The organism is Alcanivorax sp., assembly GCF_017794965.1.
Lineage (GTDB): Bacteria > Pseudomonadota > Gammaproteobacteria > Pseudomonadales > Alcanivoracaceae > Alcanivorax.
Genome location: NZ_CP051240.1, coordinates 2182539 through 2209397, shown reverse-complemented (window position 1 = coordinate 2209397; position 26859 = coordinate 2182539). Strand labels below are relative to the sequence as shown.

Here is a 26859-nt window from a genome sequence, read left to right as displayed (position 1 = left end):
TATTCTGTGGGTGATCTCGGTTCTTCTGCTATCCAGCTTGTCTCTTCTCTTTTTGTCTTCATTTTGGGAGCCATTATTTGTCTTGCTTTAAGGCGAGTTTTTTGCTGCCCATCTTCCCGAGCCTTGCTTATCTATTGTTGGCACTCCTTGTTCTCGATTGTTACCTATCTATACATTACTAATTTCGGTGGCGATGCGATTGCTTATTTCCGCTATAGCTTCTCGACTGATCTGCAGTTCTCATTTGGTACGGGTGGAATCCGGTTTATCACATCTTTTTTGACTCAGGGTTTGAATCTTTCATTTCTTGGATGCTTTCTGGTTTTCCAGATTTTTGGCGCAATCGGATTGATTGCCTTTGATGCGGCTTTACGAGAGGTGACGTGGCATAAAACGCGAAGTTTACGTCTTTTGGCGACGGTGATTGTTTTTTTGCCTTCTGTTAGTTTCTGGTCCTCGGCGCTAGGTAAGGACGCATTATCCTTTTTCTCAATGGGGTTGGCCCTATGGGCCGCCTTGAGTTTGAAGAGTCGTTGGTTTTTGCTGGCAGTGTCCATGCTTGTGATGTTAATAGTGCGCCCGCATATGGCAGGCTTGCTTGGTATTGGGCTTGCGGGTTCTTTCGTGTTTCAGAAAGGAATACCTTTGCCCCAGAGAGTGGTTTTCGGGTCGTGTGCATTGGCTGCAGCTGTTGCGCTTGTTCCCATCGGCCTGAGTTACGCAGGCGTTGGTGGTGAGGCTGATGCCAGTGATGTCATGGAATATATTGAAGGCCGCCAGGGACATAACCTTAAGGGCGGCGGGGCGGTTGATATTTCCAGTATGAGTCCGCCTGTGCAGATGTTTACTTACCTGTTCCGCCCCACGTTGATTGAGGCCCGCAACCTGTTTTCGCTGGCGGCGGCGCTGGATAACACTATCTTGCTGTTTCTGTTTGTTGCGGGTGGCTGGGCACTTGTTAAAAAGCCACTGCCTCCTCATTTGCTGGCTCACAACCGCATGTTCCTCTGGATCTACTCGTTCTGTGCCTGGCTGATTCTTGCCATGACGACGGCGAACCTGGGTATCGCCCTGCGACAGAAATGGATGTTTACTCCGATGTTGATTTTTTTGCTGATTTCGGTGATTGGCCGTTCACGGTACCCAGCCGAGTCTGACGCTCCGCCTATTGAAGGGAGCAACCGATGACAAAGCCGGTCTTTTTGCTGGTGGCCAGTTTCCCGGATTCATTGATCAAGTTTCGTGGCCCGTTGATCGAGGCACTGATTCAGGCAGGTTGCACGGTGCATGTGGCGGTGCCGGGGCTGGAGGCTGAATCTGATATTGCTTTGCGCCTTATGGGCTTGGAGGTGACGGTTCACGATATTCCTCTCGAACGTACAGGGCTGAATCCCGTGAAGGATCTTTCTGCGTTGCTGGCATTGCGCAAGCTGGTCGGGCAGATCCGGGCGGATTACGTGCTTGGCTATACGATCAAGCCGGTCATTTACGGTACCTTGGCGGCATGGTTGGGTGGGGTTCGTCACCGCTTTGCCCTGATTACCGGCCTGGGCTATGCCTTTACTGGTGAGGCGACAGGCTTGCGTAAAGTGCTGCGGCTGTTGATTCAGAAGCTGTATAGGTTTTCCCTGTCTCGAAATCGTCTGGTGTTTTTCCAGAACCCGGATGATGAGTCGTTGTTCAGGCAGTTGAACCTGTTGAAGCCCGCCATCCCTTCCCGTGTGGTGAATGGCTCCGGTGTCGATGTGGCGGAATATTCAGTGTCGCCTTTGCCAGAGGCACCGGCATTCCTTCTTATTGCGCGACTGCTTGGAGACAAGGGGGTTCGCGAGTACGCACAAGCTGCTGCCTTGGTAAAAGCGCAGTATCCTGAATCGGTGTTCCGGCTAGTGGGCTGGATTGATGATAATCCGGACGCTATACGCCAGCAGGAGCTGGATGAGTGGGTGGCATCGGGTACGGTGGAGTTTCTTGGCAAGCTTGCGGATGTTCGCCCTGCTATTGCCAGTTGTAGTGTGTATGTGTTGCCTTCTTACCGTGAAGGGACGCCACGCACCGTGCTGGAGGCCATGGCCATGGGGCGGGCAGTTATTACCACCGATGCCCCAGGGTGCCGTGAAACCGTGTTGGATGGCGATAACGGTTATCTTGTGCCGGTGCAGGACGTTGCATCGTTGGCGAATGCCATGACGAAGCTGATTGAGAGCCCGGATCGAGTTGCCACGATGGGCGCGCGATCACGCCAGATTGCCGAAGAGAAGTACGATGTACATAAGGTGAATGCGGTAATGCTCAAGGAAATGGCGCTGTGATGAAACGGTTGATGGATATCGCTGGTGCCCTGTGTGGGCTGCTGGTGCTTGGCCCGGTGATTTTGCTATTGGCCGTGCTGGTCAGGATAAAACTGGGTAGCCCAGTGTTGTTTCGGCAGGTCCGCCCTGGAATGGATGGTCGAGCCTTTGCAATGGCCAAATTCCGCACCATGACGGATGCTCGTGATGCCAGCGGTGACCTGCTGCCGGATGCGGATCGACTGACAGGCTTTGGTCAGTTTCTTCGTTCCAGTAGCCTGGATGAGCTACCTGAACTTTGGAACGTGCTGAAGGGGGATATGAGCCTTGTAGGGCCACGCCCTTTGTTGATGGAGTACCTGCCGCTGTATTCAGAGCGCCAGGCGCGTCGCCATGAAGTGCGCCCGGGTGTGACCGGCTGGGCACAGATCAATGGCCGTAATGCGTTGAGCTGGGAAGAAAAATTCGAGCTGGATGTGTGGTATGTGGAAAACCGTACCTTGTGGCTGGATATCAAGATCCTGTTTCTCACTGTGTGGAAGGTGGTTAAGCGCGATGGCATCAGCCAGGATGGTGAGGCGACGATGTCAAGATTTACAGGATCAAAGGTGCAGAGTACGTCTGGCGAATAAGCAGGTAAAAGTATGAAGGAACTTGTGATTATCGGTTTCGGAGGTTTTGGTCGCGAGATCGCGTGGCTAGCCAAAGACTGTGGAAGAACGGTGCTCGGTTTTTTGGATGACAATGTAGAGCCGGGATTGCATGGAGCACATAGGCTGCTTGGTAAAGCCTGTGATTGGACGAAATTTTCTGATGCAGAGTTTGTTGTGGCGATTGGTAGCCCGAGAGTCAGGAAAAAAGTTGTCAATGTACTTGCTTCTGAAGGCCTGACAGCATTCGCTACATTGATCCATCCTTCCGTGAGGATGGACGAAAGCGTACACGTTGGCCAGGGCTCGTTGATTTGTGCCGGCACTATAGCAACGGTCGATATCAATATCGGCGAACATGTCATTCTCAATCTTAATGTTACAGTTGGGCATGATTGCATCATTCATGATTTTGTGACGGTTGCCCCCATGGTGGCGCTTTCCGGCAATGTGACGTTATCCCCTGGCGTGGAAGTTGGGACAGGTGCTGCAATCCGGCAAGGCGTTGAAATGGCCGCTGGCTCAATGCTGGGAATGGGTGGGGTTCTCACAAAAAATACTGAGAAGAACACCATTTATATTGGCTCTCCTGCAAAAGCTTTCAAACCATTACCTGAGTTTAATTGAATTATGCTTAACGGCCCTTTTTCTCCCTGGCCTGCTTTTACCCAAGAAGAGGCCGATGCGGTTTCACGTGTGTTGCTTTCCAACAAGGTGAATTACTGGACTGGCCAGGAGGGGCGTGAATTCGAGCGCGAGTTTGCGGCCTTTGCCGGTACCGAGTATGCCATTGCTGTTGCCAACGGCACCTTGGCGCTGGATCTGGCCTTGCAGGGGCTGGGTATTGGTGCTGGTGATGAAGTGGTGGTAACGCCGCGCACGTTCCTGGCGTCGGCAACGTCGGTGATCAACGCTGGTGCCACACCGGTGTTTGCGGATGTGGATCCGGATACCCAGAACATTTCCCCAGAAACTGTTGCTGCGGTGATTACCCCGAAGACCAAGGCGGTTATCTGTGTCCATTTGGCCGGTTGGCCCTGTGATATGGACGGCATGATGGCCCTGGCCGATCAGCATGGTCTGTTTGTGATTGAAGACTGTGCCCAGGCCCATGGGGCGACTTATAAGGGCCAACCAGTCGGCGGGTTGGGGCATGTGGGGTGTTGGTCGTTCTGCCAGGACAAGATTATGTCTACCGGCGGTGAAGGTGGCATGGTGACCACGAATGACCGCGCCCTGTGGTCTCGCATGTGGAGTTTCAAGGATCATGGCAAGAGCTGGGACGCTGTTTATGAGCGTGACCATCCGCCAGGGTTTCGCTGGCTGCATGAATCCGTGGGCACTAATTGGCGGCTGACGGAGATGCAGTCGGCCATTGGGCGAATACAGTTACAGCGCATGGCAGATTGGACTGCCGCCAGGCAAGCCCATTGCCGGGCGATCTGGGAAACGGCGGCATCGCTTCCTGGCTTGCGGGTGCCGGCGGTCCCGGACGATATCGGCCACGCGGGTTACAAGTGTTATGTGTTCGTGGATGAGCAGGGCGTGGAAGATGTAGCGGCTGTGCGGGATCAGATCATGAATGCCATGGTGGCTGAAGGGGTGCCTTGCTTTTCCGGGTCTTGTTCCGAGGTGTACCGGGAAAAGGCCTTTACCGATCTGGGGCTGGGGCCTAAGGAACGGTTGCCTGTGGCCAGGGCGCTGGGGGATTCGTCGCTGATGTTTTTGGTGCACCCGACGCTGACTGTCCATGAGGTTGGCAAGACCTGTGAGGTACTCAAGCGGGTGATCTCAATGTTGCTTGCCGGTGCCAAGATGGGCACCTGATATGACGGCCTCCAACTTCTGGAAAGCATTAAAGGGTGAAACAGGTGGGGCCCTGATCCGTACCTTTATTGCCAAGGGGGTTTCGGCGTTTGGTTCGCTTGGCCTGGTGGTGGTGATGGGGCAGCTCTATGGACCCAGTGGTGTTGGGGTCTATGCCTTGGCCCAAGGTTTGTTGTTAGGGGCTGGTATCTTGGCGCGCAGGGGGATGGATAACGCCCTTATTCGGTTTGTGGGACGAGACTATCAATCCCCTCAGGTGCGTGATTATCTCTATCTTGCCGCTCGTCGCAGCCTGGTCGTCAGCCTTCCTCTGGGAGTGGCGGTCTGTCTCATGCGTGGGCACATTGAAGCCTTCTTTGCTATGCCCGGGCTTGCCAATGTGCTTTTGGGTATCGGTTTGGCGATCCCGTTTTATACCTGGAGCTTGATTCTGGCGGGTTTTTTTAAAGGCGTGCGTAAACCCGCCACGGCTGGCTTGCAGGAAAATGGTGCGATTTCTCTTGTTGCTGCTGGGTTACTGTTGTTAAGCGGGGCCTATTTTCCGGCGGAGGAACAAGAGATCGGACATATTGGCTGGGTATACCTTATTGCTGCGGCTGTGATTGCGGCCAAAGGGCAGGTGGTCATTTGGCTATGGCTCGCCCGGTCTGGTGCGGCCTACTGGCAAGTTATTGAGCCTGAAGCCCAACATGATTTTCGGGCGGCGTCCCGGTCCTTTTTCATTATTGGGATTGCTGTCTTCATACAGTCCGTTCTCAGCATCCTTATTGCCGGTAAGTTGCTCAGCGCCGGGGAATTGGGCTTGTTCAAGTCAGCACAACAAATTGCGATCTCAGTTGCTTTTGTGTTGATGGTCATCAATGCCATTTTTCCTCCCCGTTTTGCATCACTGTTTCATGAAGGCAAGATGGAGGCACTAGGCCATACTGTACGAAGGGCAGCCCTGCTTGGTCTGGTGCTGTCGTCTCCCTTCATGTTGGTTTGTCTGCTGGTCCCGGAGTGGGTTTTGGGCTTGTTGGGCGATGGGTTTGCCCCTGCTGCCAACTTGTTGCGGATTCTGGCGCTGGCTCAGCTGGTAAATGTCGCCACCGGTTCGGTGGGCTTCCTGCTCAACATGACAGGGTACGACCGCATAATGCGAAGTATTGCATTGCTCTGTAATAGTCTGGGGTTGCTGGGGTTCATCTTGTTGCCTCAATGGTTGGGTGCTTTGGGGGCTGCCTTGGCACTTGCCTTTGTATTGGTGGCGCAGAATCTGGTCGCCATGATTATGGTCTGGATGAAATTGGGTATCTGGACCTTGCCCGGCCCTAATGTATTGGCATGGCTGGGTGTCAAACCCCGGATTCGGTAGTCGGTTTACAGCAGAAATTACCGGGTGTAGCCGCTGATGCAACCGGTTTTCGGCCGGATCAGGTAAGTCGCCCTTGGTGGCCGGTAGGTTATTTCATTTTACGCCTCTCTTTTAATTGATTCTGTGTTGTCTGCAAGTGACAGGATGGTCGGTGTCTTTGTGGGACGCTGCCTGTGTTTGTGTGGCATAGAGTCCACGAACTAGAAATGAGGAGGTATTAAGCCTCAACGGACTTCACCTTTTGGGGGATGTGCGCTCCGGGGGGAAGTACATAAGCTGTAGCAAGTGAGTGGGGGAGCGCTGAGACAGAGACCATCAAGGCCTGGGTTTGTTCGTACAGCAAGCTGAATCTCCCACCGGGAGTGAGTGCTGGCGTGGTGATGCCGCGGGGCGATGATTGAATTTGTGTCGCGCCGCCAGCCTCATGCCTCCTATTTTACCAATGTTGTCGCCCCTTAATCGCTGTGGGATAGGGCTTGCCTGGTGAAGGTGCCCTAACCTGGTTGGTGGTAGCTTCGCTTGCCAGCAAGCTCCCACAAAGGAAAGGCTTACTCGCTCGGTCGCAGCGATCGTTCCGGCTCTGCTGGGAAAGATGCGTGGATTGGCGCCGGGCGCGGGAGCATAGTTAGCGCCGCTCCTTCGGGTGAGGCTGTTCACTTTGGTAGTGGTTTTGGGTTCTGGTGGGAGCTTGCTTGCAAGCGAAGCCCTTGTTTATGGCGCCGATTTGCGTGCAAGAAAGCTCCCACTGAAACCAGGGATCGGCGGAGATGGGCTTGCGCCCATTTCCGCCCTACGAAATACAGCATGAACATGGATGTGAATAGCAGCGGTCACGTTTGCGCGTGTTTTGCGTGAGGTGTGTGGTTGCTGAATGAAACGGGGTTTAAAGACATGGATCGTCGTGATGCTGCCCTGGAGGGGGCGTTTCCCTATGTGGTGCACCACGGTGCGGTTCAGGGGGTGACAGGCTCCGCCCACGAGTGGGTGGTGAGTGAGTCAGCCTCGGTACTGATTGACTGTGGGTTGTTTCAGGGCCGTGATGTGGGTCCGGATGGCGCGTCGGCGTCGGACCTGTCTATTGATTTTGATATTTCCCGGATTCAGGCGGTGGTGCTGACCCATGTGCACATTGATCACGTGGGGCGGCTGCCGTGGCTGTTTGCAGCGGGCTATGACGGGCCTGTGTTCTGCAGTGAGCCCTCTGCGCGGCTACTGCCCATTGTGCTGGAAGATGCGTTCAAGCTGGGCATCAGTCGTCAGCCGGACCGGGTCGAGGCTTTTTTGACCCTGCTGGAACAGCGGCTAGTGGCGGTGCCCTATGAGAAGTGGCAGCCGTTGCCGCTGGCGGGGGAGTCCGCCTTCATTCAGTTGCTGCCAGCGGGCCATATTCTGGGCTCGGCGTCGGTGTCATGCCGGGATTCGCAGGGGCATGTGACGGTGTTTTCCGGTGATCTGGGGGCGCGGCTTGCGCCGATTCTGCGCTCTGCCCAATCGCCTTACCGGGCAGATTGCCTGGTGATTGAGAGCACCTATGGGGATCGGCTGCATGAGGGCCGTGCGGCCCGTTCTGCTCGCCTGGAACGGGCCCTGGTGCGGGCCATGGAAGACAGAGGCACATTGCTGATTCCGGCCTTCAGCATTGGCCGTACCCAGGAGTTGCTCTACGAGCTTGAGGGGTTGATCCACAAGCACCGTGACAAGGCCATCAACCCGGATCTGGACTGGGATGCACTGCCCATCATTCTGGACTCGCCGCTGGCCAGCCGTTTTACCCGTGTGTACCGGGAGCTGGATGCTTTCTGGGATGTGGAGGCCCGGGAACGGCTGGGCGAGGGGCGCAATCCGCTGGGGTTTGAGCAGCTGCTGACGGTGGATGACCACGGGGCCCATGTGCGCATGGTGCGGCACCTGGCGGAAAGTGCCCGCCCGGCGGTGGTGATTGCCGCCAGTGGCATGTGTGCCGGCGGGCGTATCATGAATTACCTGAAAGCCATGCTGGGCGATGCCCGGCACAATTTGCTGTTTGTGGGCTATCAGGCCTGGGGGACGCCTGGGCGTACTATCCAGCAGCAGGGGCAGGGGGGCGAGGTGGAACTGGATGGCGAGCGTTACCCGATTTCCTTGCCGGTGACCTCCATCAGTGGTTATTCCGCCCATGGCGACCAGCAGGATCTGCTGGATTTTGTGGGCGGGATGCAGGAATTTCCCACTGAAGTGCGTGTGGTGCATGGCGATGATCATGCCAAGGCCGGGCTCAAGACGGCGCTGGAGGCGTGGTATGGGCGTTGGGGGCTGGAGGTGAGGGTGTGGTGTCCTTGAAAGGCAGCGGCGAGCTTCTAGCGGCTAGCTTCGAGGTGAAGGCGTAAAAGAGCTTCAAGCTACAAGCTTCAAGCCGCAAGGAAGATCAAAGGCCAAATCGGGAGGGGCCGTCAAAGGGAGAGCTTTTTGTGGGAGTCTGCTTGCAGACGAAGGTTTGGGCTATTCGCGTGCAAGCACGCTCCCACAGTGTACCGCAGTCGGGGGGAGCGGTGGTTCCACCGCGATTGGAGTTTCAAGCCATAAGCTACAAGGAAAGAAAAAGGCAGCGTTGAGATATGAGCTTCGAGCTGTGAGGGTAATCAAAAGCCGGACCGGGGGTCGACACAAAAGCTTCGCTTGCAAGCAAGCTCCCACAAAAGAAGATGGGGCCTGAAAATGTGGGGCAGCAGTGGTCCAGGTGGGGAGCTTTTGTGGGAGTCTGCTTGCAGACGAAGGTTTTGGCTATTCGCGTGCAAGCAGGCTCCCACAATGACCCCGTGGCCGGGAGGCTTTGTTTTGTGGGTGCGGTGGAACTGCTGCTCCTGCTGGGTGGATGCCTGCAAGATTGGCGTTCCTCCGTCTTTATGAGGGCCGCGGTTTCCCGTAGGAGCCTGCCTGCAGGCGATCTTTCCACGGACAGGGCGTTCTTCCCCAAGCGAAATGCGGCTTGGTGCAATCGTAATAAAGTCGAAAAAATGACCGTCCGTGTGAGTCTGTACGCGGTAGACTGGCCAGAATTGCGTTCAACTACGAAACCGGCGCTCTGGCTATGCACTCCGGCGCACATTGGATTGCAAAGCAATGCTTTCGGCTAGGCATTTAATGTGTCCTTACCCCCAAATGGGGTATGTGAGGCGGAGAAACGGCTGTTAAAATGTGCCTCCGATGACACTCAAGTGTCACTTGTTCGTTGGAATATATGACAGCTTGGCTATAATGCCTGACACTCGATAGTGTGAATTAAGTCACAGTGCAACTTTGGAAATACTGTGTTTCCTGGTCACATGGATGGACCCAAATGCCTAATAAGTGGCTTTACCCTTCTGTATACCGACTGGTATCTATATCGCGCTTTTTCAAGCGCTGCATCATGCTGGGCGCCGACCTGGTGGCGCTGCCGGTGCTGGTGGCGGTGGCATATGCTCTGCGTCTGAATACCTTCACCCCCCACTTCGATGATATCTGGTTGTTTGTGGCCACTCCGCTGGTGGCGGTGCCGGTGCTTTACCTGGCGGGCTTCTACCGCTCCATTGTGCGTTATTTGGGGGCCGAGGTGGCCTGGTCGCTGCTTGTCGGTGTGTTGGTCTCCGTTAGTGCCTTGGCGGCCCTGTCTTATATGGTGCCGGAGGCGTCGGTGCCGCGCTCGGTATTCCTGATCTGGGGTATGTTGGCCATTTTGTACCTGGGGGGTAGCCGTTTCCTGATGCGCCGTTTTCTGGTGAATGTATTGGGCGGTGGCCTGAATCGCCAGCCGGTAGCGGTGTTCGGGGCTGGCGGCGCTGGTGCCCAGTTGGTGTCCGGCCTGCAGTCCAGCACGGAGTTTTTCCCGTCGCTGGTGGTAGATGATGATGCCAGCAAGCACGGTACCTTGCTTGCCGGGGTCCCGATTGTGTCTCGCGACGCGCTGGAACAGGCGGCGAAACAAAAGAAAGTGTCTGCGGTGTTAATGGCGCTGCCCTCCATCAGCCGCTCTCGCCGTATGGCGATTGTTCGCTGGCTGGAAACCCTGAATGTGCGGGTCCAGACCGTGCCGGCCCTGGTGGATATCGCCATGGGCAAAGCGCGCCTTGAAGAGGTGCGAGATGTGGCCATTGAAGATTTGCTTGGCCGCGACTCTGTGCCTCCCCGCAAGGATCTCTTGCACCGCTGCATCAGCGGCAAGCATGTTTTGGTCACTGGTGCAGGGGGATCCATTGGCAGCGAGTTATGTCGCCAGATCCTGAAGCTGTCTCCCTCTCGCCTGGTGCTGTTCGAGCAGAGCGAGTTTTCACTCTACGCGATCGAGAAAGAGCTGCGGCAGATAGTGGCTGAGCGCAAGCTCAAGGTTGAGGTTGTGCCGGTCCTGGGTTCGGTGGTGAACCGGGGGCTCATGGAGCATCATTGCCGGATGCACCGGATTGATACGGTATATCACGCTGCAGCCTATAAACATGTCCCCATTGTGGAGGCCAATCCGGCTTCCGGCGTACGTAACAATATTCTGGGTACCCTGGAGTCGGCACAAGGTGCCGAGGCGGCAGGGGTGAAGCACTTTATTCTGGTGTCCACGGATAAGGCGGTGCGGCCGACGAATGTGATGGGTGCCACCAAGCGCTTTGCCGAGCTGGTGTTGCAGGCCATGGCCTCCCGCGAATCCGGCACGGTGTTTTCCATGGTGCGGTTTGGCAATGTGCTGGGCTCGTCCGGCTCCGTGGTGCCACTGTTTCGCGATCAGATTCGCCGTGGTGGGCCGGTAACGGTGACCCATCCGGATGTGATCCGGTATTTCATGACCATCCCGGAGGCGTCCCAGTTGGTAATCCAGGCAGGGGCCATGGCAAAAGGCGGGGAAGTGTTCGTGCTGGATATGGGCGAGCCGGTGCGAATTGTGGACCTGGCAAGCACCATGATCCATCTGATGGGAATGTCTGTGAAGGATGAGGCTAACCCTCATGGGGATATCGCGCTGGAGTTCACCGGTCTGCGACCGGGCGAGAAGCTGTACGAAGAGTTGATCATCGGTGAATGCAGCGTCCGCACCGAGCATGACATGATCATGCAGGCCAGCGAGGAGACGTTGAGCTGGGATGAAATCCACTTTGCCCTTGAGGCGTTCCGCAAGGCGCTTGAGCGTGGTGACAATGATGCCATGAAGGCATTGCTGCGTAGCTATGTGGCTGGCTATGCCCCCGGGTCTGTGGGTAGCGAACAGACCGCCACCATGCCTACCCGTGAATTACCGCGCCGTGCGGTGGGTGCTCTGTCACTGCCGGATTGAAAAGCAGTTACAAGCTACAAGGAAGGTCAATGCAAAGGCGTGAAGCGCCTTTTTTTCGGTTCATCGCGGAATTGAGGGAATGCTTTACACAAAGCCTGTCCCGTAGGAGCGTCGCTCGCGGCGCGATTCCAGCGCTTTACTGCGCCTTCGGTAAAATCGATCTCTGGTGGGAGATTCAGCTTGCTGAACGAAGAATCTGGTAGCATGCCCTGGTCGATAGCCGCATTCGTTCAGCAAGCTGAACTTCCCACACAAGCAGCAAAGCCAGTTTTACCACGGAGCTCGCAGAGATCACTGAGTTAAAACAATGGGTTTCCTCTCAGACCTCTGTGATGAGATCTTTTTTATCCTGCTCTGGAATCGCGCCGCGAGCGACGCTCCTACGGGAAGGTCTTGGTAGCAGTAACTTCCCGTTAATCCGCGTTGAACCCTTTTTTCGCGGTGGAACCACCGCTATTCGCTCCGCTCACCCCTTCGGGGTCGCACTTCGTGCGTTACTCTGCTGCGCTACGTTCCGACAAGGGGCTGGCGTGCTTTTGTAGGAGCGGTGGTTCCACCGCGATGGCGTTGCCGTCCAGAGGAGGGCTTTTGTGGGAGTCTGCTTGCAGGCGAAAGTTTGGGCTATTCGCGTGCAAGCACGCCCACAATGGCCCGGTGGATGGGATGGTCGCGCTCTTTCCTTATATCAATATCGAATCAATAACCCCTTCTTATATCTCTTTTTCGCTGTAAAATGCGGCAATCATTCTTTTATGTGCTTCGCCGGAAGGATTCGCTGAGTGAGCCTGGATATTCTGATAACCCTGCTGATTGTGGCCTCTGTGTTGGGCGCGCTGGCGACCAATCGTGTGCCGGCGGATCTCACCATGATGGCCGCGCTGGTGGCAGTGCTGGTGGCGGGGATCATTACCCCTGGGGAGGCACTGTCCGGCTTTGCCAACCCGGGTTTGATGACCATTGCCGCCCTGTATGTGGTGGCCGCCGCGCTGCGGGATACCGGGGCGATTTACTGGGTAGCTCATCGTTTGCTCGGGCAGCCCAAATCCGTGTTTTCCAGCCAGCTGCGGCTGATTGCGCCTGCCTCTCTGCTCAGTGCCTTCCTCAATAACACTACCGTAGTAGCGATGATGATTCCGGCGGTGCAGGAGTGGGCCCAGCGATTGAAGCTGTCGGCGTCCAAGTTGCTGTTGCCGTTGAGCTATGCGGCGATTCTGGGCGGTACCTGTACCCTGATTGGCACCAGTACCAACCTGGTGGTGGATGGGTTGGTGCAGGAGAAAGGCCTGCCGGCATTCGGCATTTTCGATGTGGCCTGGGTGGGCATTCCGGTGCTGTTGGGTGGCGGGCTGTTCATGCTGTTGGTGGGCCGTTATCTGCTGCCGGAGCGTGAGGGCATGGTGGCCCAGTGGGAGCATGCCCGTGAATACCATGTGGAAATGATCGTGGCCAAGGGCAGTAATCTGGCGGGGCGGACTATCCAGGATGCTGGCTTGCGTAATCTCACCTACGGCTACCTCACCGAAATCCAGCGGGGCGAGAAGCTGTTTACCGCGGTGGGGCCGGAGATGACCCTGCAAGAGGGCGATCTGCTGGCCTTTGTTGGGGTGCCCGAGTGCGCCCGTGAGTTGCAGCGTATCAGTGGGCTGCAGTCGGCCCATGGGGCTGTGCACAAGCTGGGCCTGAACAATCATCAACGCCATCTGGTGGAGGTGGTGCTGAGCCCGGAATTCCCGGGCATTGGCAAAACCGTCAAGGAAACCGGCTTCCGCACCCGTTACCAGGCGGCGATTCTCAGTATCAGCCGCAATGGTCAGCGCATGGCCGGCAAGGTGGGGGAGCAGATGCTGCGGGTGGGCGATACCCTGTTGCTGGAAACCAGCGAACAGTTTGTGGAGCAATATCGCTACCGTCGCGATTTCATGCTGGTGAGCCCGTTGAAGGATTCCACCCCGCCAGACTTCCGCCGGGCGCCCATTGCGGTGGGTATTCTGGTGGCCATGGTGTTGGCCAATGTGGCGGGGGTTGCGTCCACGCTGGAAGCCGCTATGGTGGCGGCCGGGCTGATGCTGGCCTTTCGCTGTGTGACGGTGAACCGTTCGCGTATGAACGTGAGTGTGAACCTGCCCGTGCTGGTGGTGATTGGCGCCTCGTTTGCGCTGGGCAAGGCCATGGAGGCCAGTGGTGCCGCTGCCTGGATTGTGCAGGAAGCCTTTCCGGACAATGGCGTGTCGCCGTTCATGGCGCTGGTCATCGTGTACCTGCTGACGGCGGCCTTCACCGAGATGATCACCAACAACGCCGCCGCGGTGCTGGTGTTCCCCATTGCTCTCGGTGTGGCGGAACAGCTGGGCGTGAGCCCCATGCCGTTTATCGTCGCCGTGATGTTTGCCGCCTCCGCGAGCTTCATGACCCCACTGGGATACCAGACCAATCTGATGGTCATGGGCCCCGGCGGCTATACCTTCCGGGATTATGTACGGATCGGGTTGCCGATGAGTTTGGTGGTGGGGGGGATTAGTTTGGCGGTGATTCCGGTGGTTTGGGGGTTTTAGCCGCGGCCTTCCCGGTTGGCTTTGAGTTGAAAGTTTAAAGTTCAAAGTTGAAAGGAAGAGCAAAACAATTAGGTGCTTCAAGGATGAAGCACAACAACCGCAAGGAGAGCATGGATGCTTCGATTTGAAAATCTGGATGTATGGAAGCGTGGATCTGCGCTTTGTGTAGAAATGTACCGGTATTTTTACGGGCACAAGGACTTTGGGTTTCGGGATCAGATCACCCGTTCAGCCCTGTCTGTGCCTAGCAATATCGCAGAGGGATTTGAGCGCTTTTCCACAAAGGAAAGAGCGCGCTTCTGGAGCTATGCGAAAGGGTCTGTGGGCGAGTTGAGAACGCAGATCTACATAGGCCAGGAGATCGGCTATATAGCCGAGGAAAAAGCCGGTCGCTGGCTCTCTGAGTCTGAGCAGCTTTCAAAGATGCTGGCGTCCATGATCAAAGGTATTCAGCACACTGAAACCCGGGGTTGAGGGTTGTCCTTTTCAACTTTCAACTTTGAACTTTCAACTGAAGGAATCTCGCATGTCTGACAAGTCTCCCTACCAGGAAAAAGCCAACGAATCCAAAGCCCACGTCGTGTGGCATGAGTCCAATATCTCCAAGGCGGATCGTGCCAAGGTGAAGGACCAGAAGCCGAAGTGTATCTGGCTGACCGGGCTGTCTGGCTCTGGCAAGTCTACCCTGGCGAATGCGCTGGAAGTGGCGCTGACCGAGCAGGGTAAGCACACCTATCTGCTGGATGGCGATAACGTGCGTCATGGCCTGAACAAGAACCTGGGCATGAGCGACGAGGACCGCACCGAGAACATTCGTCGTGTATCCGAAGTAGCCAAGCTGATGGTCGATGCCGGCCTGATCGTTGTGACGGCGTTTATCAGCCCCTTCCGTGCGGATCGCGATGCGGCCCGTGAGCTGTTTGAGGACGGCGAGTTCGTGGAAGTGTTTGTGGATGCGCCGCTGGAAGAGTGCGAGAAGCGTGATCCCAAGGGTCTGTACCAGAAGGCGCGCCAGGGCATCATCAAGGAATTCACCGGTATCGACAGCCCCTACGAGGCCCCGGAAAAGCCGGAGGTGGTGGTGAATACCGCTGAGAATGATATCGAAGCCTGTGTGAAGCAGCTGATCGCCGCGATTGTGTAAGTAACGCAACAGGCTGCACGCTCCACGCAACACGCGAGGAGCCAGAACCAAGCCGCTCCCGGTGTCGGGGGCGGCTTTTTTTGTGGTCTGAGACTCAGCCGTCCACCGCGATGGGGGTGGCTAGCTTCTAGGTAAAGGCGTATGAGAGCTACAAGCTGCAAGGAAAGGCGGAAGATCAGGGGCAAGTTTCAAGTTGCAAGGAAGATCAAAGGCCAAAGCGGGAGGGGCCGTCTAGGGGGGCATTTTGTGGGAGTCTGCTTGCAGACGAAGGTTTTGGCTATTCGCGTGCAAGCACGCTCCCACAATGAGCCGCAGCCGGGGCTTGGTGTTTTGTAGGAGCGGTGGTTCTACCGCGATGGGGTTGGCGTGGCGTATGGCGGTGTTGGTTGAGACTGCAGGGCAGTATACTGACGGACTGAATCCTGCGTGGATAGATGAGTATGCCTGCGTTGTATGGTTTGGGCGTTGAGGCGTGCGTTAAAACGGTTAAGTGAATGATGAATAGCGTTTGGCGAATGTCTCTGTTGTCTGTCATCACCCTGTTGTTTGTCTGTGGTGCCATGTTGCCGGGTGAGATGAGGGAAACGGTCAGCAAGGCTCTTTCGCTGGGCGGGATTGATGTGTACGCGCATCTGTTCTTTTGTGCCTTGATTGCCCTGTTGCTAGGCTGGAACGGGGTGGCTGCCATATGGACCTTTGCGCTGGTGATGGTGCTGGGTGGTCTGATTGAGCTGGCCCAGCTATGGATTCCCTATCGCTCAACCAGCTGGAATGACGTGGCCGGCAACGCGGTTGGCACGATTATTGGACTGTTAATTTTGTGGCTGGGTAAACAGCTGTTGAAAAGAGGGAGTGATGGTTAAAAAAGCGGTTTTACCGGTGGCGGGCTTCGGTTCGCGTATGTTGCCGGCGTCCAAGTCCATTCCCAAGGAAATGCTGCCCATTGTGGACCGGCCCGCCATTGAATATGTCGTGAAGGAAGCGGTGAGGGCAGGGATCAAGGACATTATTCTGGTTTCCCATTCTGCCAAGACGGCCATTGAAGACTACTTTGATACCCAGTTCGAGCTGGAGCACCAGCTGGAAGCCAAGGGCAAGGATGCGCTGCTCGCCGAGGTGCGCGATATTCTGCCCGCGGATGTGAGTGTGATTTCTGTACGTCAGCATCGGGCGCTGGGCCTGGGGCATGCGGTGGCCTGTGCCGCCCCCGTGGTCGGCGATGAGCCTTTTGCGGTGCTGTTGCCGGATGTGTTGGTTGACTGTGCTGGTCAGGACGAGGATCTCGGTGTCATGGTGGAGAAATACCATGCCCGTGGTGCAGCCCAGATCATGGTGGAGGAAGTGCCGGAAGCGCGTGTGGACCAATACGGTATTGTGGCCCTGAAGGGTGACGTGCCGCCCCCTGGTGAGAGTGCGCCCATGACCGCGGTGGTCGAGAAGCCCGCGGTTGAAGATGCACCATCACGCCTTTCTGTGGTGGGGCGTTATGTGCTGCCCGGAGAGATCATGGGCATTCTGGCTGAGACCCCGCCCGGGGCGGGGAACGAAATCCAGCTCACTGATGCCATTGCCACCCTGATGGAGCGCGCACCAGTGGAAGCCTATGCCATGCGTGGGCAGACTTTCGATTGTGGCAACAAGGCCGGTTATCTGCAGGCGATTCTTCACTTCGCCGCGCGACACCCCGATTTGGGCGAGCAGGCGAAAGCGATGATGGCGGCGGAAATCGGAAAAGCAGTTGAAAGTTGAAAGTTTAAAGTTGAAAGGGAAGTCAAAGGCAAGCACGAGCTACGCTTGATTGGATGGGAAAATCCAAAAAGTTCCGAGTCTCACGGAGCTACGAAAGCCGCTGTAGGAGCTTGCCTGCAAGCGATCCGAGCCTAAGCGAGGTATGGATTCCAGAAACGCTGTTTGACCTGTAGGTCTGGGAAAGTAGCGCAGCGGAGTAACGGACTCAGTGCGGCCCCGAAGGGGGGAGCGCAGCGAATAAAGCCAACTTGTTGGCCGAAGGGCTTTCAGGTTGCTGCTGCCACTGCAGAATGGTCCAGGCCCCATTCGGCCAACAAGTTGGCTCTCCTACTGGGGAAGGCTAGATGGCCAAGCACGCATGGGTTCCTTGTGATACGCAGGTCTCCTCATCCGAGAAATGCAGTGATTGAATAGTGATGCCGGGCCAGAAGTCCGGTTTGGTTTTCCTTGCAGCTTGAAGCTTGTAGCTTGCAGCTTGCAGTTCACAGCTGAGGTTTTATGCAAATAACGGTTTATGGCGACACTTTGTGTGCCCAGGTGACGGCGACGGCGTTGGCCCAGACGGGGCATCAGGTGCACTGGTGTGTGGTGGAGCCGCTGTCTCGAGAGCGGTTGGCGGATGGCCGGCCGTTGTTCCGGGAGCAGGGCCTGGATCGTCTCTTTGCGGACCAGCTGGAAAGCGGCCGTTTGATGCCGGGGTTCTGGGAGGATGTACCGCAGGAGATTCCGGATGCGGTGTTTCTGGCCTTGCAGCCTGGTGAGCAGGGCGTAGCAGAGGCGCTGGTACGGCGCCTGGCGTCTTCCACCGGCTGTGGCGTGATTGTGAATCAGACTGTGGGACCGGTGGGTTCCGCCGAGCTGTTGCGCAACATCGTTAAAGAGATCGATGCCCGCGCGGTGCTGGTGGCGTTGCCGGATTTGATCCAGGAAGGGAACGCCTTCCAGACCTTTACCCGCCCGGACAGCATTCTGCTGGGGTGCGAAGAGGGCGAAGGTGAGGCGCTGGTGCGTGAGCTGCTGCGCCCCTTTAATCGTCGCAAGGACGTGATCCAGGTAATGAGCCTGCGTGAGGCTGAATTCGCCAAGTTGGCGATCAGCGGGATTCTGGCAACCCGTATCAGTTACATGAATGACATGGCCAGCCTGTCTGAATCCCTGGGGGTCGATATTGATGTGGTGCGGGTGGCCATGGGCGCGGATCCGCGTATTGGTGAGGCTTACCTGTACCCCGGCTGTGGTTTTGGTGGCCCGGGCCTGAGCAGCAACGTGCTGGCGCTGGTGGATGCCTTGAATGAACGCGCCGCCGAGCCTGGCTTGCTGGAACGTGTGTTGCAGACCAACGAGCGCCAGAAGGAAGTGCTGTTCCGCAAGTTCTGGCAGTTTCATCAGGGTAATGTGGCGGGCAAGAAGGTGGCACTCTGGGGCGTTGCTTTCAAGCCGGGGACGCACCGGGTAGACAATGCCCCGGCCCTGAAAGTGATTGAGGCCTTGTGGGCTCAGGGGGTTAAGGTGACGGCCCATGATCCCAAGGCGCTGGCGGATCTTGGCCAGTGGGCGCAGGGGCGGGGTGCATTGACCCTGTGTGACGACCCCTATGAAGCCGCAGAAGGCGCGGATGCGCTGATGCTGATCACGGAGTGGAAGCCCTACTGGAGCCCGGACTGGCAGCGACTGAAGCGGGTGATGCGCGAGCCGCTGATCCTGGATGGCCGCAATATTTATGAGCCTGCCTTTGTCAGGGAACAGGGGCTGGTGTATAGAGGAATAGGGCGCTAAACATGGTACCGGAACAGGACGTTCTCACTATCAGTACGATCTGGTCTCAACTGGCACAGCGTGCCGGACAGGAAAAATCACGGCATCTGGCGGACTGGTTTGCGGCGGATCAGACGCGCTTTGAGCGCTTCAGCCTGGATGCCTGCGGGCTGCTGGCGGATTTCAGCAAGCAGCGCATGAGTGACGAGAGCCGGGACTTACTGGTGAAGCTGGCGGATGAGCGTCAGCTGCGCCATTGGCTGGATGCCTTGTTTACCGGTGCAGAAGTGAACTGCACGGAAGGACGGGCGGCCAAACACTGGTGTTTGCGTGAGCCTGACGACCAGGCACCGCAGGTCCATGAGCAGCTGGATGCCATGGAAGGGATGGTGGAGCGGATTCTCAAAGGCCACTGGCGGGGCGTGCTGGGTGATGCCATTACCGATGTGGTGAATGTGGGGGTGGGGGGCTCTGACCTGGGGCCCTTGATGGCCGCGTTTGCGCTGCAATCCAGCCTCCCGCCGGCAGGCCAGACCCGCCCGCGGATTCATTTTGCCTCGTCCATGGACGGCAGCCAGGTTTCTCAGGTACTGCAGGAGCTGAATCCTCGCACCACGCTGTTTCTGGTGTCTTCCAAGTCGTTTACCACGGTAGACACCCTGCATAATGCCAAAACCGCCCGCCAGTGGCTGGCACGGGGGTTGGGGCTGGATTATGACGATGCCTCGCTGTTGCGTTGTCATTTCATCGGTATTTCGGCGAATGCCGAGCGCATGTCGGCGTGGGGTATCACGCCGACCAATCAGCTGCAGTTCTGGGAATGGGTGGGCGGCCGTTATTCGCTGTGGTCGGCCATCGGGTTGCCTATTGCGCTGACCGTCGGCATGGACGGATTTCGGGAGCTGCTGGCCGGGGCCCATGACATGGATCAGCACTGCCGTTTGCAACCCTGGCAGGACAATCTGCCGGTGATGTTGGCGCTGGTGGATGTGTGGAATATCAACTTTCTGGATATTCGGGCCCGGGCGGTACTGCCTTACGATGGTCGTCTGAAGCATCTTCCCGCCTATCTTGAGCAATTGGAGATGGAGTCCAATGGCAAGAGTGTGTCGCGGGCGGGCGAGCCGGTGGACTATGACACCTGCCCGGTGATTTGGGGGGAAGTGGGCCCCAATGCCCAGCACGCCTTCTTTCAGCTGTTGCACCAGGGCACCCAGCCTATTGCCTGTGAATTCCTGATGACTGCACGGCGCTATACCGAGGACATGCATTCTGAGGCGGCGGCCGAGCTGGAGGCGCAGCATGCGCTTTCCAATGCCAATTGCCTGGCCCAGTCGCGCCTGCTGGCGCTGGGCGAACGGGCACTGGATCCGAAAGTGGCACTGCCTTCTTACAAGCGATATCACGGCAACCAGCCCAGCACCACATTGGTGCTGGAAGCGCTGAGCCCGCGTGTGCTCGGTGCCCTGTTGGCCATGTATGAGCACAAGGTGTTCGTACAGGCGGTGATCTGGGGGATTAATCCCTTTGATCAGTGGGGCGTGGAGATGGGCAAGGTGATTGCTACGGATATGCTTGCGGTGCTGGCGGACCCGGACAGCGCTGAAGGGCTGGATGCCTCTTCTCTGGCGCTGGCCCGGCACGTGGCTGAAAAGCAGAAATGAGCCTCAATAACCCGTAGGAGCGGTGGTTCCACCGCGATGTTGGGCGGGTAGGGTCAGGGGCTTTTCGCGGTGGAACCACCGCTCCTACAGCGCCGCACCCACCTCCACCGTAGGAGCGGTCGTTCGGCCGCGATCGGCGATGGCTGACAGAATCAATGTCAAGCCGCTGATAGCTCCGTTTCGGGTTGTGTCCCACTATCCTGTGCATGACTTTACCTTATCCCCCCGGTAATGCCCGCCTCAGGAAGGGCCGGGTTTCGATTCCTGGTCAGATCTATCTGGTGACCACCACCACCCGTGATCGTTACCGATATTTTGATGATTTCGAGGCGGGTTGTTCCCTTTGTCAGACGTTATCCCGGCTGGATGAGCTGGAGCTGGTTCGTAATCTCTGTTTTGTGGTGATGCCGGATCATCTGCATTGGCTGTTTTCTCTGGGGGGCAAGCGGGAGCTGTCTGCGGTGGTGCGTTTGGCAAAGAATAACAGTGCCCGGGCATTGGGTAAGTCAATCTGGCAGCCGGGCTTTCATGACCGGGCTATTCGCAGAGAAGGAGATGTGTTGCCTGCAGCCCGGTATATCGTGGCCAACCCGCTGAGAGCAGGTTTGGTCGAGAGTGTCCGGGATTACCCTTTCTGGGATGCCGTTTGGTTGTAGGAGCGGTGGTTCCACCGCGATGGTTGTTGCGGGTTGGTGAGGCTTTTCGCGGTCGGACGACCGCTCCTACGGTGGAGTTGGGTGTGTTTTTGTAGGAGCGGTGGTTCCATCGCGATGTGGTGGCGGCTTGGCGAGGCTTTCGCGGTCGAACGACCGCTTCTACGGCGGGGTTGGGTGTGTTTTTGTAGGAGCGGTGGTTCCACCGCGATGTGGTTGCGGGTTGGCGAGGCTTTCGCGGTCGAACGACCGCTCCTACGGCGGGGTTGGGTGTGTTTTTGTAGGAGCGGTGGTTCCACCGCGATGGTTGTTGCGGGTTGGTGAGGCTTTTCGCGGTCGAACGACCGCTCCTACGTGGGGGTGGGTGTGTTTTTGTAGGAGCGGTGGTTCCACCGCGATGAGGTTGCGGGTTGGCGAGGCTTTCGCGGTCGAACGACCGCTCCTACGGCGGGGTTGGGTGTGTTTTTGTAGGAGCGGTGGTTCCACCGCGATGAGGTTGCGGGTTGGCGAGGCTTTCGCGGTCGGACGACCGCTCCTACGGTGGAGTTGAGTGTGTTTTTGTAGGAGCGGTGGTTCCACCGCGATGGTGGTTGAGGGTTGGTGAGGCTTTTCGCGGTCGGACGACCGCTCCTACGGTGGAGTTGGGTGTGTTTTTGTAGGAGCGGTGGTTCCACCGCGATCCCTCTGCGCTCTGGTACCTGCGATTACGCCTGTTTTCACGTATGATTTCCCCTTTAGCATCTGGCTGACTATCAGGATGAGTCCCCAATGAGTAACCCCGTTCCCGCCTCCATTTTTCGTGCCTATGACATTCGCGGTATTTATGGCGATACGCTTTCTGATGAAACGGCTTTTCTGGTGGGGCGGGCCATTGGCTCCGAGGTGCTGGCACAGGGGCAGAGTGCGATAGCGATCGGGCGCGATGGTCGTTTGTCTGGACCGGCACTGGTGCAGGCGTTGAGTGACGGGGTCAGAGCGACCGGCTGTGACGTGGTGAATGTGGGGATGGTGCCCACGCCGACGCTGTATTACGCCACCTACAACATTGAAGGTCTCAATTCCGGCGTGATGCTCACCGGTAGCCACAACCCGGGCAACTACAACGGCTTCAAGATTGTGATCAACGGCGTGACCCTGTCCGGCGAGCGTATCGTGGCGCTGCGGGAACGCATCATTAATGGCGATCTCGCCGAAGGCGAGGGTGATTACCGGGAGCAGGAGATTCTCGATAGCTACCAGCAGGCCTTTCTCAAGAATCACACTCTTCCCAGATCCTTGAAGGTGGTGGTGGACTGCGGGAACGGCATCACTGGCCTGCAAGCCCCGCAGGTACTGGCGGCACTGGGCTGTGAGGTGGTGCCCCTGTTCACTGAGGTGGATGGGACCTTCCCCAATCATCACCCGGATCCTGGCGATATGAAGAATCTGGTGGACCTGATTGCCGCAGTGAAGTCCGAAAAGGCGGACCTTGGGCTGGCTTTTGATGGCGATGGCGATCGGGTAGGGGTGGTGACGCCCTCCGGCGAGGTGGTATTTCCGGATATTCTGCTGATGGCCTTGGCGGAGGATATGGTGAGCCGCAACCCCGGTGCGAAGGTGATCTTCGACGTGAAATGCACCGGTACCCTGTTTGATGTGATCCGTGGGGCTGGCGGCGAGCCGGAGATGTGGCAGACAGGTCACTCCCTGATCAAGGCGCGCATGAAAGAAACCGGTGCCTTGTTGGCGGGCGAGATGAGCGGGCATATCTTCTTCGCGGAGGACTGGTATGGGTTTGATGATGCCCTTGTGGCGGCAGCCCGTATCCTCGGTATCATCAGTCGCTCTGATGGAGACGCGGATGCCCTGTTCGGGCGTTTCCCGTCGCTGTGCACCACTCCCGAGATCAATATCGAGGTTACCGAAGAAAACAAGTTTGCCATTGTGGAGTATCTGCAGAATCAGGCAGATTTTGGTGAGGGCGAACGCCGAGTGATTGATGGCATTCGTATGGACTACTCCGATGGCTGGGGCCTGTGCCGGGCATCGAATACCTCCCCGAAACTGGTGCTGCGCTTCGAGGCGGATAACGAGGCGGCGCTGGGCCGAATCCGCACCCTGTTTGAGGACAATGTGGCCAGGGCGATGACGGCGGTGGGCTGATGCCGTGGAAGCTTGCCTGCAGGCGAAACCCAATTCCCAAACACGGATGGTTAATCGCTTGCCGGCAAGCGCCTGCGTTAAAGTTTGAGCTGGCCAGGAATGAGCTGTAGATCAGGATGTCATCAATGAAAAAAGTGCTTGTCACCGGCGGTGCCGGCTATATCGGTTCTCACACCGTCCTGCTTCTCCTGGAGGCGGGGTGCGACGTTGTTGTACTGGATAACCTCTGTAACAGCAGTGAGGAGAGCTTGCGCCGTGTACAGAAGCTGACCGGTAAAAGCCTGACATTTATCAACGGGGATATTCGTGACGTTGATTGTCTGAATCGGTTGTTTGGGAACCACGAGATTGCCTCTGTGATTCATTTTGCCGGCTTGAAAGCGGTGGGAGAGTCGGTGGCTCAGCCGCTGCGATATTATGACTTCAATGTGGTGGGGACTATCCGTTTGCTTGAGGCCATGGAACGAGCGGGTGTAAAACAGTTGGTTTTCAGCTCCTCTGCTACGGTTTATGGCGACCCGGCCTCTGTACCAATCAAGGAGGATTTCCCTCTTGGCGCAACAAATCCATATGGGGCTACCAAACTCCATATTGAGGATATGCTCCGGGATCTGCACCAGGCGGATCAGCAGTGGCGTATCGCCTTGCTTCGTTACTTCAACCCTGTTGGCGCGCACGAAAGCGGTGAAATCGGAGAAGATCCTTCGGGGATCCCTAATAACCTGATGCCGTACATCGCCCAAGTGGCTGTTGGAAAGCGAGACAAGCTAAGTGTGTTCGGGGGGGACTACCCGACACCGGATGGCACTGGAGTCCGTGATTATATCCACGTGATGGATCTTGCTGAGGGTCATATCAGAGCGGTTGATGTTTTATCGAAGGCGAACGGATTGATTACGGTAAATCTAGGGACCGGAAATGGCTATTCTGTGTTGGATATGGTGAAGGCTTTCGAATCGGCTTCTGGCTGCTCTGTCAATTTCGAGATAGTTCAGCGTCGACCCGGTGATGTGGCTGTGTGTTATGCCGACCCGATTGAGGCCCGCAACAAACTTGGATGGAAAGCGGTTCGTGATTTGAATGATATGTGCATGGATCATTGGCGATGGCAGAAGAATAACCCTAACGGATTCTAAACTGTGCCAGAATAATGACAGACCCTCCCCGCGGCTATATAACCTGGCTCTGATCATGCAATTATGAGCCGAACACTCCTTGATTTGATTCAAGCTACTCCTCAATTTCATTAAAAACGCAGAAAGTGTCACAGGTTATTCTCTGTCAATCTTCTGGCGCTGGTATTGGTACAAAAGTATGAAGAAGAAGGTCACTCATTTCCTCAAAAAAATAATTAAGATATTGCTTTATTCACGTTATGTGAATTTGCGCGCCGTTGGGGAAGTGAACCTTACTAGAGATGAATTTGACAGGCAGATTGACCAATTCCGAAATCAAAGTGAAATCCACCGTTTGCCTATATCGGTGATTTATCGGGTCAAAAATGGGGGGGCTTATCTGAGGCTTTCACTTGAGTCTGTTGCTTATTTCGCGAAGGAAATTGTCCTCATAGACAATGGCTCTGAAGACCGAACACGTGAAATTTTTGAAACGGTGGCGAATTCTTTTCCAGATGTCAAATTTCAATATGTGCAACATGATGTAACATACGCTAGAGCGGGTGAGAATTACCTTGCTGATTTGAATGCCGGTTTTCCGCCATTGTCGGAGTTCTATGAGTTTGCGTTTTCTCACGGTAATCAGGCTTATTTGATGAAGATGGATGCTCATTACCTTTTTCTTCCTGCCAAGAAAGAGATCATTGAAAGAAAAATCAATAAGCAGTTACCTGTGGTGAAACTCAAGATTATTGACGTTTTTGGCAGGAACCATGGTTATGAGCCTCTGCTATTCCAGAATAAGGGTTGGTACTTTGTAGACAGCGACGAGTTTGAGGTCCTGAAATTCGATTCGCCGCCTCGTTTTTTTTCTTCTTTTGCCGGTTTCGTGTGGGGGGCTGCGATTATTCACTTGAAGAGACTTGTGAAGAAATGAACAAGCGCAGAATTGTCATTCATGCTGGGTTTCATAAAACAGGAAGTACCTCTCTGCAATTATCTGCTGCAAGAGGGCGTCAAGAACTGATTGAGCTGGGCGTATTGTTTCCTGAGGCCGGCTATGACGAATGGGAGAGTCACAAGGGGATGGCGACGTCTGGCCACTCTGGTGTAGTGGCTGCGCCGACAATTTTTTTTGCAGAACTTGATTCAGAATGCGAACGCATTGAGCGGGAGGGTAGAAGCATCAAGACGGTCCTGGTGTCGGCCGAAAATCTCCTTCATCCAAATAGCACCTTGGGGTTGGAGCGCCTTATCTCTTTTCTTGAGAAGAATAAAGCGAGATATGATCCCGTCATTGTATTTACTAATCGGGAAGTGGAGGCTCTCTATGAGTCTCACTTGAAGGAGGTTTATTCCAATCAGGGCGCGAAGATTCTGTTTGATCCCTATGACTTTTATCAAAGAAAATCAGCGTCCATTGAAAAGCTTCATGCTTTGAAGGAACAGGGGCGTATCAAGATTGATATGCTGCCCTATGGGGATATTTACCAGAGGATTGGTTCCCTTATGGAGGATGCTTCACAGGTTGAATCTGTGCTTGGGGCCAATCATGTCAACTCGTACTCCAGCAAGGGGGAGGAATCTAACAGGCTCGATATATTCAAGCGCTATTGGAGAGTGAGGCGCGTAAGTGTTGAGCCGAGAGTGTTAAGTTGCGCGTATTATTCTGAGTCTGGAGATCTTGGCTATAAGGATATTAAGGTTGAAAGATATTCAAAAGGCGTCCGTTATCGAGTTCGTTGTTTGGTGCTTCGCCTCTACTTGTGGGGGGCTGGTTTTCTGAAAAAATAGTCCACTAGACCCCTGCATAAGATGCATATCCTGTGACGATTTCTTGATTAGGCTATCGCAAATGACGATATGCAAGAACCTTTAATGACGCCGGTGCTAGCCTCACCGCCGACCTTAGCACTACGGTCTTAACGAATTCCGGGAGTGATATGAATCCGCTATTTAGCATATGCCGATAGGTGTTGATTTCTCCTTTTAGAAACCCTCTCCCCCGCCGTTTTATAAAGTCGCTTCCTGTTCGCATTTTTAGCAAAACGGTTTGTTGGTTGTGGAACTTTTTGCCTGACTGGATCATTTTCACCCATAGTAAGTAGTCTTCAGGATAAACCGGAGGGTAGCCTCCCAAATCAATAACGGCAGCTTTTCTGAAGCAGGATACAGGGTGATTGATGGGGTTTCGTGATTTTGCAAACTGGACGATGTCATCGTGTTGCTCCGGTACGTTCCTGATTACCTGGTAGCTCTCGTCGTCGGGGTCGAACTCCTGAATAAGTGCGCCCAGGACATCCACATCTCTGTGTTGTTTGAGAAATCCAGCCTGACTTTCAAATCTTGTCTTTAGCGAAAGATCATCGGTGTCCATTCTGAATACCCATTCATGGCGACAATATTCAAGCCCAGTGTTGAGTGCGTGGGCTAAGCCTTTGTTGATAGGTAGTTCTACCCGTGTCAGTACAGAACCAAGTTGCTGCTGAAATGATTCTATCTCTGCATAAAGCTCGGGCGTGAGTGGGCCGTCCAGAACAAGTACAATCTGATTGGGCTTGGTTGTTTGTTGGTGATAAATGGATTTGAATGCGTTCCTGAACGACACTGGGTTTTCTTTGGCGTAGAGCGACATCAATACAGAGAAACAAAAATCAGATTGCATTCAATAATCCGGGTTATGTGCTG

21 protein-coding genes are annotated in these 26859 nt (G+C 55.7%); 20 read left to right on the top strand and 1 reads right to left on the bottom strand.

The genetic code is table 11. The features are described from left to right. Positions 1-6: 6 nt before the first annotated feature. The 20 genes from HF945_RS09790 (at position 7) to HF945_RS09695 (ending at position 25965) form a co-directional block, all read left to right on the top strand. Complete coding sequence (locus HF945_RS09790; RefSeq protein WP_290522430.1) at positions 7-1188, top strand: hypothetical protein; 1182 nt, start codon at positions 7-9, stop codon at positions 1186-1188. Then, a complete protein-coding gene (locus tag HF945_RS09785) occupies positions 1185-2312 on the top strand; it encodes a glycosyltransferase family 4 protein (RefSeq protein ID WP_290522429.1) in 1128 nt (375 codons plus the stop codon). The genes HF945_RS09790 and HF945_RS09785 overlap by 4 nt, the downstream gene beginning before the upstream one ends. After that, entirely contained in the window at positions 2312-2923 is a 612-nt protein-coding gene (locus tag HF945_RS09780; protein WP_366491823.1) for a sugar transferase, read from the top strand. The genes HF945_RS09785 and HF945_RS09780 overlap by 1 nt, the downstream gene beginning before the upstream one ends. A gap of 12 nt (positions 2924-2935) precedes the next feature. Further along, positions 2936-3568 (top strand): acetyltransferase, encoded by a 633-nt coding sequence (locus HF945_RS09775; RefSeq protein WP_290522427.1) that lies wholly within the window; start codon positions 2936-2938, stop codon positions 3566-3568. Positions 3569-3571: 3 nt separating this feature from the next. Beyond that, positions 3572-4768 (top strand): DegT/DnrJ/EryC1/StrS aminotransferase family protein, encoded by a 1197-nt coding sequence (locus tag HF945_RS09770; protein ID WP_290522426.1) that lies wholly within the window; start codon positions 3572-3574, stop codon positions 4766-4768. A 1-nt stretch (position 4769) separates the two neighbouring features. Next, positions 4770-6122: an oligosaccharide flippase family protein gene (locus HF945_RS09765; RefSeq protein WP_290522425.1), complete on the top strand. Its 1353-nt coding sequence runs from the start codon at positions 4770-4772 to the stop codon at positions 6120-6122. Positions 6123-7013: 891 nt separating this feature from the next. Beyond that, on the top strand, positions 7014-8441 hold the full coding sequence (locus tag HF945_RS09760) for an MBL fold metallo-hydrolase (RefSeq protein ID WP_290522424.1): 1428 nt from the start codon (positions 7014-7016) through the stop codon (positions 8439-8441). A 997-nt stretch (positions 8442-9438) separates the two neighbouring features. Further along, a complete protein-coding gene (locus HF945_RS09755) occupies positions 9439-11397 on the top strand; it encodes a nucleoside-diphosphate sugar epimerase/dehydratase (RefSeq protein ID WP_290522423.1) in 1959 nt (652 codons plus the stop codon). A 779-nt stretch (positions 11398-12176) separates the two neighbouring features. After that, positions 12177-13949, top strand: coding sequence for an SLC13 family permease (locus HF945_RS09750; protein ID WP_290522422.1), 1773 nt, complete (start codon positions 12177-12179; stop codon positions 13947-13949). A gap of 114 nt (positions 13950-14063) precedes the next feature. Further along, positions 14064-14423: a four helix bundle protein gene (locus tag HF945_RS09745; RefSeq protein ID WP_290522421.1), complete on the top strand. Its 360-nt coding sequence runs from the start codon at positions 14064-14066 to the stop codon at positions 14421-14423. 52 nt (positions 14424-14475) lie between these two features. Further along, on the top strand, positions 14476-15093 hold the full coding sequence (cysC, locus tag HF945_RS09740) for an adenylyl-sulfate kinase (protein ID WP_290522420.1): 618 nt from the start codon (positions 14476-14478) through the stop codon (positions 15091-15093). 494 nt (positions 15094-15587) lie between these two features. Then, on the top strand, positions 15588-15956 hold the full coding sequence (locus tag HF945_RS09735; protein WP_290522419.1) for a VanZ family protein: 369 nt from the start codon (positions 15588-15590) through the stop codon (positions 15954-15956). Continuing rightward, entirely contained in the window at positions 15949-16842 is an 894-nt protein-coding gene (gene galU / locus HF945_RS09730; RefSeq protein ID WP_290522418.1) for a UTP--glucose-1-phosphate uridylyltransferase GalU, read from the top strand. The genes HF945_RS09735 and galU overlap by 8 nt, the downstream gene beginning before the upstream one ends. Positions 16843-17340: 498 nt before the next feature. Then, positions 17341-18618 carry a nucleotide sugar dehydrogenase gene (locus tag HF945_RS09725; RefSeq protein WP_290522417.1) on the top strand — a complete coding sequence of 426 codons (1278 nt, stop codon included), beginning with the start codon at positions 17341-17343 and terminating at the stop codon, positions 18616-18618. Between the two features lie 2 nt (positions 18619-18620). Continuing rightward, a complete protein-coding gene (pgi, locus tag HF945_RS09720) occupies positions 18621-20261 on the top strand; it encodes a glucose-6-phosphate isomerase (protein WP_290522416.1) in 1641 nt (546 codons plus the stop codon). A gap of 206 nt (positions 20262-20467) precedes the next feature. Continuing rightward, complete coding sequence (locus tag HF945_RS09715) at positions 20468-20917, top strand: transposase (protein WP_290522415.1); 450 nt, start codon at positions 20468-20470, stop codon at positions 20915-20917. Between the two features lie 765 nt (positions 20918-21682). Further along, positions 21683-23056, top strand: a complete 1374-nt coding sequence (locus tag HF945_RS09710; RefSeq protein ID WP_290522414.1) for a phosphomannomutase/phosphoglucomutase — start codon at positions 21683-21685, stop codon at positions 23054-23056. Between the two features lie 125 nt (positions 23057-23181). Next, the gene (galE, locus tag HF945_RS09705; RefSeq protein ID WP_290522413.1) at positions 23182-24192 is read left to right on the top strand and encodes a UDP-glucose 4-epimerase GalE; all 1011 of its coding nucleotides are present in this window, start codon (positions 23182-23184) and stop codon (positions 24190-24192) included. A 178-nt stretch (positions 24193-24370) separates the two neighbouring features. After that, the gene (locus tag HF945_RS09700) at positions 24371-25108 is read left to right on the top strand and encodes a glycosyltransferase (protein ID WP_290522412.1); all 738 of its coding nucleotides are present in this window, start codon (positions 24371-24373) and stop codon (positions 25106-25108) included. Then, entirely contained in the window at positions 25105-25965 is an 861-nt protein-coding gene (locus HF945_RS09695; RefSeq protein ID WP_290522411.1) for a hypothetical protein, read from the top strand. Before HF945_RS09700 ends, HF945_RS09695 begins: the two co-directional genes overlap by 4 nt. A 52-nt stretch (positions 25966-26017) precedes the next feature. Here the strand turns inward: HF945_RS09695 and HF945_RS09690 are convergent, their stop codons facing one another. Then, the gene (locus HF945_RS09690) at positions 26018-26836 is read right to left on the bottom strand and encodes a glycosyltransferase (protein WP_290522410.1); all 819 of its coding nucleotides are present in this window, start codon (positions 26834-26836) and stop codon (positions 26018-26020) included. Positions 26837-26859 lie beyond the last annotated feature (23 nt).

Coding starts and splice junctions, on each gene's coding strand:
- galE (WP_290522413.1), top strand. CDS start 23,182: ATGAAAAAAGTGCTTGTCACCGGCGGTGCCGGCTATATCGGTTCTCAC.
- HF945_RS09765 (WP_290522425.1), top strand. CDS start 4,770: ATGACGGCCTCCAACTTCTGGAAAGCATTAAAGGGTGAAACAGGTGGG.
- HF945_RS09690 (WP_290522410.1), bottom strand. CDS start 26,836: ATGCAATCTGATTTTTGTTTCTCTGTATTGATGTCGCTCTACGCCAAA.
- HF945_RS09760 (WP_290522424.1), top strand. CDS start 7,014: ATGGATCGTCGTGATGCTGCCCTGGAGGGGGCGTTTCCCTATGTGGTG.
- HF945_RS09700 (WP_290522412.1), top strand. CDS start 24,371: ATGAAGAAGAAGGTCACTCATTTCCTCAAAAAAATAATTAAGATATTG.
- HF945_RS09775 (WP_290522427.1), top strand. CDS start 2,936: ATGAAGGAACTTGTGATTATCGGTTTCGGAGGTTTTGGTCGCGAGATC.
- HF945_RS09710 (WP_290522414.1), top strand. CDS start 21,683: ATGAGTAACCCCGTTCCCGCCTCCATTTTTCGTGCCTATGACATTCGC.
- HF945_RS09735 (WP_290522419.1), top strand. CDS start 15,588: ATGATGAATAGCGTTTGGCGAATGTCTCTGTTGTCTGTCATCACCCTG.
- galU (WP_290522418.1), top strand. CDS start 15,949: ATGGTTAAAAAAGCGGTTTTACCGGTGGCGGGCTTCGGTTCGCGTATG.
- HF945_RS09770 (WP_290522426.1), top strand. CDS start 3,572: ATGCTTAACGGCCCTTTTTCTCCCTGGCCTGCTTTTACCCAAGAAGAG.
- cysC (WP_290522420.1), top strand. CDS start 14,476: ATGTCTGACAAGTCTCCCTACCAGGAAAAAGCCAACGAATCCAAAGCC.
- HF945_RS09780 (WP_366491823.1), top strand. CDS start 2,312: ATGAAACGGTTGATGGATATCGCTGGTGCCCTGTGTGGGCTGCTGGTG.
- HF945_RS09715 (WP_290522415.1), top strand. CDS start 20,468: ATGACTTTACCTTATCCCCCCGGTAATGCCCGCCTCAGGAAGGGCCGG.
- pgi (WP_290522416.1), top strand. CDS start 18,621: ATGGTACCGGAACAGGACGTTCTCACTATCAGTACGATCTGGTCTCAA.
- HF945_RS09745 (WP_290522421.1), top strand. CDS start 14,064: ATGCTTCGATTTGAAAATCTGGATGTATGGAAGCGTGGATCTGCGCTT.
- HF945_RS09695 (WP_290522411.1), top strand. CDS start 25,105: ATGAACAAGCGCAGAATTGTCATTCATGCTGGGTTTCATAAAACAGGA.
- HF945_RS09755 (WP_290522423.1), top strand. CDS start 9,439: ATGCCTAATAAGTGGCTTTACCCTTCTGTATACCGACTGGTATCTATA.
- HF945_RS09725 (WP_290522417.1), top strand. CDS start 17,341: ATGCAAATAACGGTTTATGGCGACACTTTGTGTGCCCAGGTGACGGCG.
- HF945_RS09785 (WP_290522429.1), top strand. CDS start 1,185: ATGACAAAGCCGGTCTTTTTGCTGGTGGCCAGTTTCCCGGATTCATTG.